General features: G+C 44.1%; 13 protein-coding genes. 8 read left to right on the forward strand and 5 right to left on the reverse strand.

What is annotated here, in order from left to right; translation table 11 throughout:
- Positions 1-11: 11 nt before the first annotated feature.
- Entirely contained in the window at positions 12-518 is a 507-nt protein-coding gene (locus ACXAGK_RS02115) for a glycine cleavage system transcriptional repressor (protein WP_474808532.1), read from the reverse strand.
- A 209-nt stretch (positions 519-727) separates the two neighbouring features.
- On the opposite strand from ACXAGK_RS02115, the gene ACXAGK_RS02120 reads away from it, so the two are divergent.
- From ACXAGK_RS02120 to ACXAGK_RS02140, 5 genes are all read left to right on the forward strand, one after another.
- Entirely contained in the window at positions 728-2,905 is a 2,178-nt protein-coding gene (locus ACXAGK_RS02120) for an ABC transporter permease subunit (RefSeq protein WP_474853779.1), read from the forward strand.
- Positions 2,898-4,457 (forward strand): phosphate ABC transporter permease PstA, encoded by a 1,560-nt coding sequence (pstA, locus tag ACXAGK_RS02125; RefSeq protein WP_474808528.1) that lies wholly within the window; start codon positions 2,898-2,900, stop codon positions 4,455-4,457. The genes ACXAGK_RS02120 and pstA overlap by 8 nt, the downstream gene beginning before the upstream one ends.
- 15 nt (positions 4,458-4,472) lie before the next feature.
- Positions 4,473-5,279 (forward strand): phosphate ABC transporter ATP-binding protein PstB, encoded by an 807-nt coding sequence (pstB, locus tag ACXAGK_RS02130; RefSeq protein WP_179982483.1) that lies wholly within the window; start codon positions 4,473-4,475, stop codon positions 5,277-5,279.
- A gap of 54 nt (positions 5,280-5,333) precedes the next feature.
- Positions 5,334-6,050 (forward strand): phosphate signaling complex protein PhoU, encoded by a 717-nt coding sequence (phoU, locus tag ACXAGK_RS02135; RefSeq protein ID WP_014948403.1) that lies wholly within the window; start codon positions 5,334-5,336, stop codon positions 6,048-6,050.
- Between the two features lie 340 nt (positions 6,051-6,390).
- The gene (locus tag ACXAGK_RS02140; RefSeq protein WP_474853781.1) at positions 6,391-7,662 is read left to right on the forward strand and encodes an inorganic phosphate transporter; all 1,272 of its coding nucleotides are present in this window, start codon (positions 6,391-6,393) and stop codon (positions 7,660-7,662) included.
- Between the two features lie 86 nt (positions 7,663-7,748).
- Here ACXAGK_RS02140 and ACXAGK_RS02145 read toward each other — a convergent pair whose 3' ends face one another.
- The gene (locus tag ACXAGK_RS02145) at positions 7,749-8,726 is read right to left on the reverse strand and encodes a universal stress protein (RefSeq protein WP_474853783.1); all 978 of its coding nucleotides are present in this window, start codon (positions 8,724-8,726) and stop codon (positions 7,749-7,751) included.
- Between the two features lie 311 nt (positions 8,727-9,037).
- On the opposite strand from ACXAGK_RS02145, the gene ACXAGK_RS02150 reads away from it, so the two are divergent.
- Entirely contained in the window at positions 9,038-9,946 is a 909-nt protein-coding gene (locus ACXAGK_RS02150) for a LysR substrate-binding domain-containing protein (RefSeq protein WP_474853785.1), read from the forward strand.
- A 58-nt stretch (positions 9,947-10,004) separates the two neighbouring features.
- Here ACXAGK_RS02150 and ACXAGK_RS02155 read toward each other — a convergent pair whose 3' ends face one another.
- The 3 genes from ACXAGK_RS02155 to ACXAGK_RS02165 form a co-directional block, all read right to left on the reverse strand.
- Entirely contained in the window at positions 10,005-10,520 is a 516-nt protein-coding gene (locus ACXAGK_RS02155) for a protein-tyrosine phosphatase family protein (RefSeq protein WP_474853787.1), read from the reverse strand.
- A 24-nt stretch (positions 10,521-10,544) separates the two neighbouring features.
- On the reverse strand, positions 10,545-11,201 hold the full coding sequence (trhA, locus tag ACXAGK_RS02160) for a PAQR family membrane homeostasis protein TrhA (RefSeq protein WP_474853789.1): 657 nt from the start codon (positions 11,199-11,201) through the stop codon (positions 10,545-10,547).
- A 153-nt stretch (positions 11,202-11,354) separates the two neighbouring features.
- A complete protein-coding gene (locus ACXAGK_RS02165) occupies positions 11,355-11,795 on the reverse strand; it encodes a MarR family winged helix-turn-helix transcriptional regulator (protein WP_474853791.1) in 441 nt (146 codons plus the stop codon).
- A gap of 139 nt (positions 11,796-11,934) precedes the next feature.
- Here ACXAGK_RS02165 and ACXAGK_RS02170 point away from each other — a divergent pair, with 139 nt between their 5' ends.
- Both ACXAGK_RS02170 and ACXAGK_RS02175 read left to right on the forward strand, forming a co-directional pair.
- Entirely contained in the window at positions 11,935-12,363 is a 429-nt protein-coding gene (locus ACXAGK_RS02170) for an organic hydroperoxide resistance protein (RefSeq protein WP_474853793.1), read from the forward strand.
- Positions 12,364-12,518: 155 nt separating this feature from the next.
- Positions 12,519-14,465: a M1 family metallopeptidase gene (locus ACXAGK_RS02175; protein ID WP_474853795.1), complete on the forward strand. Its 1,947-nt coding sequence runs from the start codon at positions 12,519-12,521 to the stop codon at positions 14,463-14,465.
- Positions 14,466-14,700 lie beyond the last annotated feature (235 nt).

Consider the following 14,700-nt stretch of genomic DNA (forward strand, 5'->3'; position numbering starts at 1 on the left):
TGCCCCTATATTTATCGCGTTGCAGTAATATCTACGACTAAGTCATTAGCTAACGACTCTAGTGCATCTTGTAATGCTCCGTCGTCGAAGTCTTCCGTTACCGCAATTTCAGCTTTTGCTTTGAAAATTAGGCTACCCCAGTTAGGCGCGCTTTCACAATGAGAAGCAAAGGTGAGAATATTCAAGTTGAATTGGTTGAGAACAGATGTGAGTTCTTGGACGATGCCAGTTTTGTCATTGCCCATTACATCAACCGTTAATTTGGTATTGTTGTTATTTTCATTGTTGGCAACCGCTACTGATTGCACCGACAAATCTTTAATGGCGTCTAGTGCATCGATTAAGCCTTGTTTATTCTCGTCGGCAACATGTACTTCTACAAAGCCAGTAAACATACCCGCCATATGCGCAAAGCTTGACCCTTGCCAGTTGCCTTCATGCTTGTATACACACTTCGCGAGTGCGTCTACCAAACCAGGCTTGTCTTTACCCATAATGCTGATAACCAATGATTGCATGTAATGCTCCTTATTGGGCGTGTAGAGAAAAACTTTGATCGTCTTCCTGTAGGGTAATACCATAGGCGCAGAATAGGTTGCGCGAAGGTAATGCCATAAACTTTCACTTGCTATTAGCATAACAAAACTTACACTGCTCACCAGTGCAATTTAGGGTTATTCTTCTTAAAAATGAAGAATTTCGAAAATAAGAATTATTAAACAGCCCCATGACTTTCGACAGCAAAAGCATAAACAAGAAACGCCAGCGCAGAGATAGTTGGTCACGCTATGTAGTGACGGGCTTTGGCGGCCTTGTTTTGTTGACCTTGGTTATTCTTATTACCCATCTCATTAGCCAAGCGCTTCCCCTAGCTTACACTCCTACCTTACATCATCAGTTAAGTGTTGAAACACCAGACAATGAAAAGGTGATAAGTGCAGGTGACATTATCAATAGCCAGCCTATGCTGGTTAGAAAATCAGACTGTCGATTAGGTCTTAAATTGCTCCAAGGCAAAGATCTGGTAAGTAACCACGAATATATTCGTCCATGCGAGCATAGATTGTCGGCTCACAGCGTGATGGGGGAGAACTATATTGTCGACGTTTCGCCCAATGCGCAGGTACGGGTCTTACCGGTAAGGTCTTTTAATCTGACAGGCAGTAGCGAAGTGAATATCGCCGCTAACGCTCCACAAACAGCCCTGTCGAACAGCATTACGTTCGCGCTTCCCAAAGATGAGTGGGATAAACGCAGTAGCTGGAACATAGCACTGTCTTCTAAGTGGGCTGTAGCCTCTATCGCTCAAGACGACGGCTTTTTCATCCGTTGGGTAAATCGGCATCGCCCTACGCAGGTGGTAGATAAACGATTTCATAATATAGACAGGCTAGTGTTGCTACCGGGCAGCGAGAGTGTGTTGCTTCAAGTAGATGACGCCCTTTACCTTAACAGACTTGATGATAAAGGCACTTTACTACTTCCCATAGCCGGTGGCATCTCTGCGTCATTAGATGAAAAGATTATTTTTCCTCTAGCCAAAGACCGCACCTTCTTTCTAATGAACTCAGAAAATCAAACACTGACACGTTGGGTGCTCAGTAAAAGTGAAAAAGGTCTCACCTTTGAGCAGACTTATCAGATAGCGGTTCCAGGTGAAAAAGTGAAAGCGGTGACAGAACATGCCAGTATGAACTTAGTGGCCGTGCTAACTGACAAAGCACGTGTATTGCTAGTAAATCGGGTATCTGGCGATGTGGTGGCTTCTCAAAAAATAGAACGGGCCGCTAATAATATCATTTGGTATGGGAATAAGCTTTACAGCTACTCTGACAACACCTTGTCGGTGTGGGAGGGCAAGCATTTAAGTGGTATTACTACGTGGGCATCGCTTTTTGAACCTCAGCACTATGAGGGATATGAAACGGAAGAAACTGTATGGCAAACTACCAGTGCCTCTGACTTTCAAGAGGCAAAATTCAGCTTAACCCCGCTTTTAATCGGCAGTATCAAAGCTTCCCTCTTAGCGCTGCTTATTGCGATACCTGTTGCTATCGGCGCTGCAATTTACACCGCGTTTTTCGCTAAAAGCCGATTGCGCAACATTGTTAAACCTGCCATCGAATTGCTTGAAGCTATCCCCAGTGTTCTTATTGGTTTCATTGCGGCCATTTGGTTATCGCCAAAGGCTGAACAGTTTTTGTTTTCTTTTGCTTTTTTTCTGATTGTTATTCCCTTTGTGCTTATCGCAGTTGCTTTGGTGCAGCGCCCCGTAGCGGAGTATTTACCTAAGAAGTTAAGGCATGGTGCGGAGCTATTCTTTGCAGTTGGTGGCGTGTTTCTTTTAGGTTATGTCAGTGTGGAATATGCGCCATCGCTCATCTTCTCGCTGATGGGGATTGATGGGTTTACGTTGCTAGCGGCGGAATCAAATAGTCCTATTGGAAAAACGACCATAGTGGTAGCCCTAGCGTTGGGGGTAGCTATTTCACCCAGTATTTACTCGCTAGCTGAAGATGCCATCAATGGTGTGCCTAACGACTTAAAACATGCTTCATTCGCATTGGGAGCGACCCGGCTACAAACTTTGCTGTATGTTGTGCTACATGTTGCCCTACCAGGTATTGTTGCCGCAATAATGTTAGGCTTCGGGCGCGCGTTTGGCGAAACTATGATAGTACTTATGGTAACGGGAAATACACCAATCTCCAGCTGGGGACTTATAGAAGGTTTGCGAGCACTCACTGCTAACTTGGCAATTGAACTTCCTGAGGCTGATGTTTTATCAGCGCATTACCAAATTTTATTCTTCACTGCATGCATTTTGTTTGTGTTTACCTTCATAGTAAACACAGTAGCAGAGCTTTTGCGACAGCGTATAAGAAGAAGGGCGTACTATGGCTAATCAAGCATCTTTTGGATTTAATCCGGTCCAACGCCAATCGCTAGTCATCAGCTTAACCGCTTTTTTCACTAGTCTATTGCTGATCGCTCTCGTGAGTGTACTTATACTGATTAGTTTTCGCGGTACCGCTTATTTTTGGCCAGAGCCTATCTACACTGTGAAGGGCAAGTATCAAGACGGCTCCACGTTCTCAGTACTCGCGAACCTCTTTGAAGAGCAATCAAATAACAACGTTACTCTTAAGTATTCGGATGCTCAGCATCCTTATGGTTTTCAAGTTCAGTTATCCCGCAGTCAGGTGAATGATACGCGACTTGCGAAAGAGAGCGCGGAAATTAAGCTGATAGATGGTAGGCGTGTTTTGGCGGTACCTGAATATATCGTTGTACCGTCCAAGCCGCCTCAAGCCCTAGATAATATTGATACAGTAATCGAAGAAGTAGCACAGATTAGTGCACAAATTGAAGCGCTCAATACCCGTCATCTTGCGCCTATACACGAAGCGCTGTCTCAGTTTGATAAACGTAACGTGGTGGAAGACGCGCCGGCAAGAGAGCGCTTAGTTGCTTCATTTAACGAGTACCAAAAACGAGTAGAAGCGCTCGAAGACACTCGAGCTGAATATACCTTGCTGGTGAGTTTCGCAGATGGTGCGCCCTTTGTTATCCCTATTTCAAGCATTCAAGATGTGGATTTCGTAAGCCGTTTGAGTACATTCGAAAAATGGCAGGTAGTGTTTTCAGAAATTGGCGTGTTTCTTACCGATTCCCCTAAGCAAGCTAATACTTCTGGCGGCGTATTCCCCGCCTTGTTTGGCACTGTCCTCATGGTTTTTTTAATGACCATAATTGTAACGCCTTTTGGGGTGCTAGCCGCTATTTACCTAAGTGAGTATGCGCCCAATACCGCGCTAACTACCATTATTCGTGTGAGCGTAAGTAATATGGCGGGGGTACCTTCGATAGTATACGGGGTATTCGGACTTGGTTTCTTCGTTTATACCCTAGGTGGCAGTATTGATGAGCTATTGTTTAGCGAAACACTACCCGCGCCAACCATGGGCAGTCCAGGTGTGTTTTGGGCGGCGTTGACCATGGCAATTTTGACTTTGCCTGTGGTTATTGTTGCTACAGAAGAAGGCTTGCGCCGTGTACCAGAAGGGTTGAAAGCAGGCAGCTACGCATTAGGTGCAACTAAAATTGAAACCATAGTGCGTACCGTTTTGCCTATTGCGTCTCCTGGCATTATGACTGGCGTAATTTTAGCTATTGCAAGGGCGGCAGGAGAAGTTGCTCCTTTAATGCTTGTAGGGGCGGTTAAGTTTGCGCCAACGCTGCCCATAGACGGTGAATTCCCTTATCTTCACCTTGATAGACAGTTTATGCATTTGGGCGTGCTTATTTATGACGGTGCTTTCCACAGCCAAACCGATGGGAAAAGTGCAAGTATGATGTTTGCTGCCTGCTTGCTTTTACTCGTCGTGGTCTTTGTATTAAACATACTGGCAGTGGTACTTAGAGCGCGCCTGCGCAAACGCTATATCAAAGGATAATACAGGTTTTATAACATGTTGAAGTTGTTTGAACACAATACGCTAAACGTTAATGACATTAGTGAAGCACAAACTGCAGTTGAGGTGAAAAACCTCAATTTATGGTTTGGTAATAAGCATGTGTTAAATGACATCAGCATGCGAATACCCAAAAACAAAATTACGGCGTTAATTGGTCAAAGTGGTTGCGGCAAATCAACCCTAATAAGTTGTTTTAATCGCCTTAACGACTTGTATGACGGTTGTAAATATGAGGGTGAGATTATAATAGACGGTCGAAATATCAATAGCCGTAAAGTAAACGTATCACGCCTTAGATCTAATGTAGGTATGGTATTTCAGCGCCCCAACCCATTTCCCATGAGCATTTATGAAAACGTGTGTTACGGGCTCAAGCTTCAAGGGGTGAAGGTTCGCCGACACTTAGACGATGCCGTTGAAGGCGCATTAAAACAAGCTGCATTGTGGGATGAAGTAAAAGATCGCTTATTTGAATCTGCCCATGTTCTATCGGGCGGACAGCAGCAGCGTTTAGTGATTGCCAGAGCGTTGGCGTTAAAACCTGACATACTTTTGTTAGATGAACCCACGTCAGCGCTTGACCCCTTAACCACACTCTTTATCGAAGAGCTGATGGACTCGCTAAAAAAGCAGTGCACCATTATTATTGTGACGCATAACATGCAACAAGCAGCGCGGGTAAGCGACTATACTGCCTTTTTCCATCAGGGGAGGCTGATAGAGTATGCCGACAGTGACACTCTGTTTACTATGCCGGTTAAAAAGCAAACCGAAGATTATATAACGGGGCGATATGGATAAAGTATCAGTGAACGGGTGTCCTAATTTCGAATTATGCCGCGAGGAGAATTCACCATGCGTCAAGTAGCCTTAAATACGCACATCTCAGGTACGTTTAATATTGAGTTAGAAAACTTGCGTAACTCGGTATTAACCATGGGCGGTGAAGTTGAACAGCAGCTGGTGGATACGTTAAAAGCGGTAAAGCACAACCATGCCGCACTGGCTGAAAAAGTGGTGTTAAATGATTTAAAAATTAACTCCATGGAAATTCAAATTGACGAAGAATGCCTGCGTATTATTGCAAAACGTCATCCTACCGCCAGCGACCTACGTTTAATTATGACCATTTCAAAAGCCATTACCGATATAGAAAGAATGGGTGATGAGATTGAACGTATTGCCAAATTAGTAACGCGCAATAAGCTGCCAAGCTCAGATACTATTAAAAGCAGTATGTTGCTTATTGGTGAAAGGGTAGCGGCTATGATGCGTGGCACATTCGACGCCTTTGCCCGTCAGGATGAAGCTGCTGCATTAGAAGTGTACGACCAAGACAATCGCATTGACAGTGAGTACAAGCGGCTACTGTCGTATACCACTTCAGAAATGCAGAAAAGCACCGACGATATGCAGGATTGGCTAGATGTGTTGTGGGCAATGCGCTCGTTGGAACGCATTGGTGATAGATGTAAAAACGTGTGCGAATATGTGGTTTATCTTACTCGCGGTACAGACGTAAGGCATACGCCGCTGGAAAACATGCAGCAAAAACTGGAAGATTTGACGTAATCCTGTCCAAATGGTCAGTGTTATTTTGCGTATCAGTGTATAAATATGAATATTTGTGAAATTTATTTGTCATAAAAATGCAATATTTGGTGGATTTATCATCGCATTCAAATAATTCCGTATACTTTTATCGTTTTTCAGTGATTTTCGCTATGGCTTCTATGACGATTACGTTATCATGCGCCGCAGCCAAGAACAGATCGTGCAAAATTTAATCGAACCTTATGATAAAACACAATTTGTCTTTAACTTCTTTCTCTAACCCTTGGGGTGAAGAGATCATGCTACTTACTCAAGTAGCGTCCAGCCTAAATCGCGTTTAGATCGGGAGCGATTATCCGTGGAATTTTTTGAAAGTTATGGCCTAATTCTTATAATCCTTGCCGCCGGCGTCGGTTTCGTCATGGCATGGGGTATTGGAGCGAATGACGTTGCCAACGCAATGGGTACGTCAGTGGGTTCTAAAGCTTTAACCATAAAACAAGCCATTATCATTGCAATGATATTTGAGTTTGCTGGCGCCTACCTAGCAGGTGGCGAAGTAACGTCTACCATTCGAAAAGGGATTATCGACTCAACCTTTTTTATAGACATACCTGAATACCTAGTATTAGGCATGATCTCGTCACTACTTGCGGCTGGAATATGGCTAGCGGTAGCGTCTTGGTTGGGATGGCCTGTATCTACAACGCACTCTATTATTGGTGCAATCATCGGCTTTACGGCAACTGGCGTCAGTATGGACGCAGTAGCGTGGGATAAAGTGGGTGGTATTGTAGGTAGTTGGGTAGTAACACCGGCTATATCGGGCATCATTGCTTACCTTATCTTTATGAGCGCTCATAAGCTCATCTTCCAAACTGCTTCTCCGTTTGCCAATGCCAAGCGTTATGTGCCGTTTTATATGGCATTAGCGGGCTTTGTGATGTCCCTTGTCACTATTAAGAAGGGGCTTAAGCACGTAGGATTGGAACTTAGCGCTCTTAACGGTTATCTGCTAGCAATTGGGATAGCTGTAGCACTGGGTTTCTTGGGTAAATGGTTCATAGGCCGTATGAAATTCAGCGGTTCTGAAGATGCAGACTTACAGGCAGCAAACGTTGAAAAAGTATTTGCTTTGCTTATGGTAGTAACTGCGTGCTGTATGGCATTCGCTCACGGCTCTAATGACGTAGCTAACGCAATTGGTCCTCTTGCGGCTGTAGTAAGTGTTGTTACTAGTGGCGGTGAGATTAACGCAAGCGCCACACTGGCTTGGTGGATTTTACCACTAGGCGGTTTAGGTATTGTTGCAGGTCTCGCTTTATTTGGTCATCGCGTTATTAAAACCATCGGTCAAGGCATTACACATTTAACGCCAAGCCGTGGCTTCGCCGCAGAACTAGCCGCAGCGTGTACGGTAGTTATTGCATCAGGTACTGGTTTGCCTATTTCAACTACACAAACGTTAGTGGGTGCAGTTTTAGGTGTAGGTTTGGCACGTGGTGTTTCAGCGCTTAACTTAGGTATTGTTAGAAATATCGTTGTGTCTTGGATTGTGACCTTGCCAGCAGGTGCACTGCTTTCAATTATTTTCTTCTTTATTTTGAAGGCAGCATTTGGCGTAGCTTAGTAAGCTTACCTTATTGTTATATGCAAAAAGGCCGCGCTTTAACCAAGCGCGGCCTTTTAGTATAAGTCGATAGCCGATTAACCTTATCAATCTCGTGAGATTGGCGATTCAAATCCTCTTGGTTTAACGCCTACCACAGCACACTTCAATTGGTGAATAGTTTCTTCGGCAGTATCACCCATGATGTAGCCAGGCACGCCAAGACGAGATACTGTGCCCATAACGATTACATCGGTATCTAACGATGTGGTTGTAGCTGCAATTTCTCGACGTGGGTAACCATGTACAATATGATTCTTAGGCTGTAAGTATTCCCAGACATTGTCATCGAGTTCACCAGAAAGTTCAGAAAGTAGCTTCTCTAATTCTTTTTCACGCTCTGCGTGAATTTTCGCTAGATCAGTTTCCATTCTGTCGTTATCGACGGTAATAAAGCCATCTCTGGCTATATTTTCCGGTACCGCATCAAACACGTGAACAATATGCAGCTGGGCAAATTCTAATAAGGCTATTTGGCTAGCGTGTCGCAGTATATCGCGGTTAAGGTCGCGTCTTATTGAAACCTCGTGGTTCGGGTAATGATAGTTAAGATCTAGTGCGGCTACTACGTTCTTGTATTGGCTGCGAGGTTTGTGGTTTATAACCCACAAAGGGCAGGGGCATTTGCGAAACAGCTGCATATCCAAACTGCCAAACAGTTTATCCAAAAAGCTCTCTTCTGCTCGCTTTATAACTAAGTCGATATCGTTATTCATTACATAGCGAACGATATCAATTAACGGGTGCCCCACCGTTACGGCTGTCGACACTTCATATTGTTTACTCCAGCTTTCAGCCTGCTGCTTCAACCAAAGCTGGGCTTGCGTTTCCATGGTTTGTTGAGAGTCCACATAAGAGAATGACTCCATGACCATACTCGCATTAGGCGGGAGTGATTCGAGAGAAAGCATAATGGTAAGCGAGGCTTGGTGAGCTTTGGCGATATGCAGTGCTTGAGCAACTGTGTCATCTTGACGATGTGAGTCGCTCAACACACATAAAATGTTTTTATAATGTCCTTTCATACTGCCCTCAATAGTGGTTCGCTTAATTGATTGAATGATACAAGAGCGGGCCTTACTTTGCTGTAAAAACATGTGGTAATTGATGCATTTCTTTAATCCTAACGCTACTTATAAAGGCTTTCCAGTTGGGAATGGCAAATTCTTAAAAGCTTCTTATAAAACGAAGTAAACGGACGAATAAATAAACGCAACCCTAGATAATAGGTTGTGAGTGTGGTTAAGCATAAGCAACAGCCCTAGGCTGTATTTAATCTTTATGTTAGATTAATCCAATATTTTTTAATCCCTTTTTGAATCATTGTGAGATATCCATGAAATGGCCTAATCTTAAGCACCTGCACTATTTGGTGACGCTACATCAAGAGCAACATTTTCATCGTGCTGCCCAGCGCTGTAATGTAAGTCAGTCAACACTGAGTACGGCCATTCAGAACTTAGAAGAACATTTTGGAAGTCAGCTTCTAGAACGTGAACACAAAACGTTTGTGTTTACTTCACTAGGTTTAGATATTGTTGAGCGCAGTAAGGTGCTGCTACAAGAAGCCGGTGAGCTAGTTGAATACGCGCAAAACGCGGGCAACTGGCAACGAGGGACCTTAAAGTTAGGCGTTATTCCTACCATCGCACCGTTTTTGTTTGAAGGCATGATGGGTGCGTTTTCTACGTTTCTACCTGAGATCAATTTAGAGATGCAGGAAGACACCACCGAAAAACTGCTACAGCAATTGACTGACGGCCGATTAGACTTACTGATCTTAGCGCTTCCAATGGAAACCCCAGGGTGTAAACAAATGGTTTTGGGGCACGACCCGTTCCACCTCATCGCTCACGAAGATATGGCCGAGCAACTGCCTAAGCCAGTGGATATTTCGACCTTGCCTAAAAAGAGTATTTTCTTATTACAGCAAGAACATTGTATGACAGGACACGCCGTAAGCGCGTGTAACCTTCAGCATAGCGACCAAATTAGCAGTGTGGCGGCAAGCAGCCTGTATACCTTGGTGCAACTAGCGAACAGCAAAATGGGCTACACCTTTTTACCTGAGCTCGCGATCAATCAATCCATTCTTGAGCACACTGGACTTAAAAGCTTCCCAGCCGAAGAACAGGGCTTTAGAGAGATTGGGTTAGTATGGCGTTCAGGCACAACGCGTATGCAGTTGTTTCGTCGTATTGGTGAAATCATCTCGCCTCTGCTGCCAAAGCCTACGTTGAAATAAATTTAGCGTATGCAAAACGCGCGGGTCAGTTTTCGTATTGCCGCGCGTTTTTTATAGCCTACATTTTAGGTGCGATATGCCCTAATTCTGCAGCCCAGGTGAGTTCGGATCTTTTAAGATTATTTGCCGCACTAGCGCCAAAGCTGTGCAGCGCATTGTAAGCACTATTAGATGGAACGCGGCAATAGTGGCAAAGCGCATAGAACAAAAGACTACAGCGATGCTGTGAACCGTCGCAGTGTAGATATATCTTGGCTCCCTCAGCCAACATTTGAGACAACTCATGAAGATATTGATGAAGGTGTACATCTTCGGTGGGAGACTCTGACGACGGGTGTAAAAAGGGAACCCATAACCATTCTAACCCAGCCGCGTTTGAGCTATCGCGAATAACCGGAGCTTTTTCTTCACTGGTTTGCACCGTTGCAATATGGGTAACACCCAGTGACTTAAGCCGTTTAAAATCGCTTTCTACGGGCTTTTTCCCCAAGCATATTTGACCTGCGCGTAGTGAAAACCACGCGATATTCGGGTTTGCTGTTGTGCTGTCTTCTTTTTTCTCAGCGTCTTGCATAGCTGCGTTATCTAAAACCTTTTGTTAAACGACGAAATAATAAATAGAAAAGTAATGGCAACTGCATCCGCCAATTACGAATAAATGCCAAATTGCATGGGTGTACTTTACCTTTTTTGCCACGTAAAAGCACACGCCTACGCTGAAACACAGCCCACCTGATACCAGTAACCAGAGTCCAGCGCCTGGCAGGGCGACGTAGAGTGGGTAAATAAGACCTAGAGCAATCCATCCCATTAATAGGTAGGTCATTACCGACACTTTTGGAAACCTGTGCTGAGCGATAAGTTTAAACGCGACGCCACCTAGCGCTAAGGTCCAAATAATAGCGGTCATGGTAATACCTAAGACGCCACCAATTGAAACCAATAGTAAAGGTGTGTAAGTACCTGCTATCAATAAATAAATCGCACTGTGGTCGAATAACTTAAGCCACCCCTTAGCTTTTTGGTGCGAAATGGCATGGTAAAGCGTGGAGCTTAAAAAAACGAGAATGAGGGTAGAGCCGTAAATGGCGGCTGTGGTTAGCGCTAATGTATCTTCAGCGCGGTACAGCATAAATATTAAACCCACGATAGCCGCTATAAAGCCAATACCGTGAGTAATACTATTCAACCACTCTTCTAAAACGGAGTAAGCTTTGGCAGAAATAGCTTTCGTTTGTTCCTTTACGTCTGTCATCACGTCTCCTGTTTTGTAATCAGTAGAAATATGCACACCTCTTATTTATCTATCTGCATATGTACGACAATTATAGCGCACACTTGTTCGCTCAATATGAAAATATTAACAGAAAACGTTGATAGTCTGATGACGATAAGATTACAAAGGAATTTATATATCGGTGTTTTCGAAGCAGCCGCCCAATTTATCCAGAAGGTGTTTTAATGTGCGACTTTCTTCTGTAGTCATACCATTGAACTTGCAAAGCATTTGCGCGGGCACTTCTTCTGCTACGGCTTTCTGCTCCTTACCCATTTTGGTCAGTTGTACACGCTTAACGCGTTTGTCGACCTCATCTTTATTCACGACTAAAAAGCCTTTTTCTTCAAGCTTTTTTAAGATCAAAGACATGGCACCACCGTCAATCACTGTTTTTTCAAGAAGCTCAGCAATAGTGATGTCATCGGTTTCCCAAAGGGCCATTAAAGTTACGTATTGAGGGTAGGTAATATCTAACGCTTTAAGAAGTGGACGATAAGCGCGAGTGAATGCATTCGACAGCGTATAAAAACGATGACAAAGCTGATTTTCCAACTTTAATAATTCTGACATGACACTTAACCCTTATTGTTACTAGTCTCTGAACGTCATTTATATTTTGCATACAAAATACTTGATCTGCAACTGAGTTCAGTGCTAATTTATTTTGCATGCAAAGTAAATTAGCAGTTCATTATTGAGGAGAGCAACTATGCATAAGCTTCAACAAGTCGTTTATACCGGAACCGCAACAGCAACCGGCGGTCGCGAAGGTACAGCAAAATCTAGCGATGGTAATTTAAACCTTAAATTGTCTACCCCTAAGGCGCTAGGTGGCGCTGGCGGTGAAGGTACTAACCCTGAGCAAATGTTTGCGGCAGGCTATTCAGCGTGCTTTATTGGGGCGTTAAAGCATGTAGCAGCATCGCAAAAGGTAAAGCTAGCTGATGACATTAGCGTAACGGGCGACGTTTCAATTGGCCCTATCGAGCAAGGTTTCGCTATAGCGGTTAAACTAACGGTAGATTTAGGTGATATGGACAAAGCACAAGCACAAAGCTTAGTCGATACTGCCCATCAAGTATGCCCATATTCAAATGCGACTCGTGGCAATATTGAAATAGATATTAGCTTAGCCTAATTTCACTTCAATTGGTTTAGCTGTTAACGCCAATAAACGCCAATAAACACAGATAATAACGCCCGCCGTAGCGGGCGTGCTTATTGAATTAGATTCGCCAGTCATATAACAGATTGATACACTGAGTTTGTATCAATCATCCTTTAGGAAGTTATATGAAAAAATACGGATTACTGGCTACGTTCGTATGTGCGCCTGTATTGTTTGCGTGCAGCGATAACAGCAATGTAGACGCAGCCAAGACAGACAATGATCAAGCCGTCAGCGTAAGCTCAGATTCAAACACTGAAGCAAAAACAGCTTCGGTAGAAAATCACGCCGATGCAGCCATTGCCTCTGGGGTAGATTATCACTCCTTCGCGAACCCTAATGAGGTTCGGGTTACCCATCTCAGCCTAAACTTAACTGCAAATTTTGAGACCAAGCAGCTTGTTGGCGACGTAACGCTTGATGTAAAGCGTGAAAAGCCCGACAACAATACCTTGGTGTTAGATACGCGCGCTTTAAATATTCAAAGCGTTACGGTTGATGGTGAAAGCGTGCCCTTTGAAATGGGGGAGACGGACGCTGATTTAGGTACGCCTCTTACAATTACACTACCTAGCGCGGCAGACTCGGTGACGGTAGCGTATTCAACCTCGCCTGACGCGTCTGGCGTACAATGGCTAACGCCAGCGCAAACTGCGGGTAAAAAGCACCCGTTCCTTTTCACTCAAGCACAAGCAGTGCATGCGCGAAGCTTTATTCCGCTTCAAGATTCTCCACAAGTACGGGTAACTTATGACGCAACCTTTAAAACACCTGAAGCGCTATTGGCGGTGATGAGTGCGTCGAACGACCCTACCACTGCGCGCGATGGAGAATATGAGTTCACCATGCCGCAACCTATCCCTTCGTATCTTATTGCGTTGGCCATAGGTGATTTAGAATTTAAAGCCATGGGCGAGCGAACCGGCGTGTATGCTGAGCCTGCGCTACTTGAAAGTGCAGCGAAAGAATTTGAAGACACTGAGGCGATGTTAGAAGTGACAGAAGAAACCTATGGACCTTACCAGTGGGACCGTTACGACCTTCTTATTCTCCCGCCGTCGTTCCCGTTTGGCGGTATGGAAAACCCTCGTTTGTCGTTCATCACGCCAACGGTTATCGCAGGGGATAAAAGCTTGGTGTCGTTAATAGCTCACGAACTGGCACATAGCTGGTCTGGTAACACCGTCACCAATGCTACATGGCGCGACCTTTGGTTAAACGAAGGCTTCACGACTTATCTAACTTACCGGATTATGGAAATGATCTACGGCCACGATCGCTTCAAGAAAGAAGCCGTGCTGGGTTATCAAGATTTAGAGAACGATATTGCAGCCCTAGATGAGAATGATGAAATCCTTGCCATCGACCTTCGAGGCCGTAACCCAGACGACGTTTTCTCTAATATTCCCTACGAAAAAGGCGCACTGTTCTTACGTGAAATTGAACAAAAGATTGGTCGAGAGAACTTCGACGCGTTCTTGATGCAATACTTCAAAGACTTTGCCTTTAAGAGTATTACCACCGATACATTTATTTCCTACTTAGACGATACGTTATTGAAGCAGTACCCAGATAAGCTAGACGCAGAGCGAATTCATACTTGGATCTTTGAACCTGGTATTCCAAAAGATGCACCGCAGCCAGAATCTGATGCTTTTACTAAAATCGATGATACGCGAAGCGCTTGGCTTTCAGGCGATGTGAAAGCGGCGGATATTGAAACAGCACAGTGGACTGTACATGAGTGGTTATATTTCTTAAACAACATGCCTGAAACGTTAAGCAAAGCCCAGCTCGCTGAACTTGATTCAGCGTTTTCATTGACCTCGACGAAAAACAACGAAATTGCGCATAGCTGGTTAATGATCGCAGTAGAGAATAACTATCAGCCTGCGTTTGAACGTTTATATAGTTATCTGGTTTCGATAGGTCGAAATAAACTGGTTAAGCCGCTTTATCGTGAGCTTTCAAAAACGCCAGAAGGCAAAGCCTTTGCAAAACGCGCATTTGAAGAAGCCAAGTCGGGCTATCACCCACTAACTGTGAAAGCGAATGAAGGCTATGTGAATTGATCATCAGTCTTTCTGTTAAGTGAGTAACAGGTAAAGCAGCGCATTAGGCGCTGCTTTTTTATTTCTACCACGAGTAATACTTATACAAAAAGAATTGAACGATTGTTCAAAAGGGCGATCTTAAAGTTAGGACAAGCGTATTAACGTTTACCTAGTGTCGTTTACCTAGTGTAATTCAAGTGCAGCTAAGTAACTTATTTGCTAGGCGCACGCTGAAGGATTTGAATTAATCGTT

This window comes from Alteromonas sp. ABM1_013 (assembly GCF_056160505.1).

Excerpts from the sequence above, each read along its gene's own strand:
- ACXAGK_RS02115 (WP_474808532.1), bottom strand. The coding sequence starts at position 518 with ATGCAATCATTGGTTATCAGCATTATGGGTAAAGACAAGCCTGGTTTG.
- ACXAGK_RS02120 (WP_474853779.1), top strand. The coding sequence starts at position 728 with ATGACTTTCGACAGCAAAAGCATAAACAAGAAACGCCAGCGCAGAGAT.
- pstA (WP_474808528.1), top strand. The coding sequence starts at position 2,898 with ATGGCTAATCAAGCATCTTTTGGATTTAATCCGGTCCAACGCCAATCG.
- pstB (WP_179982483.1), top strand. The coding sequence starts at position 4,473 with ATGTTGAAGTTGTTTGAACACAATACGCTAAACGTTAATGACATTAGT.
- phoU (WP_014948403.1), top strand. The coding sequence starts at position 5,334 with ATGCGTCAAGTAGCCTTAAATACGCACATCTCAGGTACGTTTAATATT.
- ACXAGK_RS02145 (WP_474853783.1), bottom strand. The coding sequence starts at position 8,726 with ATGAAAGGACATTATAAAAACATTTTATGTGTGTTGAGCGACTCACAT.
- ACXAGK_RS02150 (WP_474853785.1), top strand. The coding sequence starts at position 9,038 with ATGAAATGGCCTAATCTTAAGCACCTGCACTATTTGGTGACGCTACAT.
- ACXAGK_RS02155 (WP_474853787.1), bottom strand. The coding sequence starts at position 10,520 with ATGCAAGACGCTGAGAAAAAAGAAGACAGCACAACAGCAAACCCGAAT.
- trhA (WP_474853789.1), bottom strand. The coding sequence starts at position 11,201 with ATGACAGACGTAAAGGAACAAACGAAAGCTATTTCTGCCAAAGCTTAC.
- ACXAGK_RS02165 (WP_474853791.1), bottom strand. The coding sequence starts at position 11,795 with ATGTCAGAATTATTAAAGTTGGAAAATCAGCTTTGTCATCGTTTTTAT.
- ACXAGK_RS02170 (WP_474853793.1), top strand. The coding sequence starts at position 11,935 with ATGCATAAGCTTCAACAAGTCGTTTATACCGGAACCGCAACAGCAACC.
- ACXAGK_RS02175 (WP_474853795.1), top strand. The coding sequence starts at position 12,519 with ATGAAAAAATACGGATTACTGGCTACGTTCGTATGTGCGCCTGTATTG.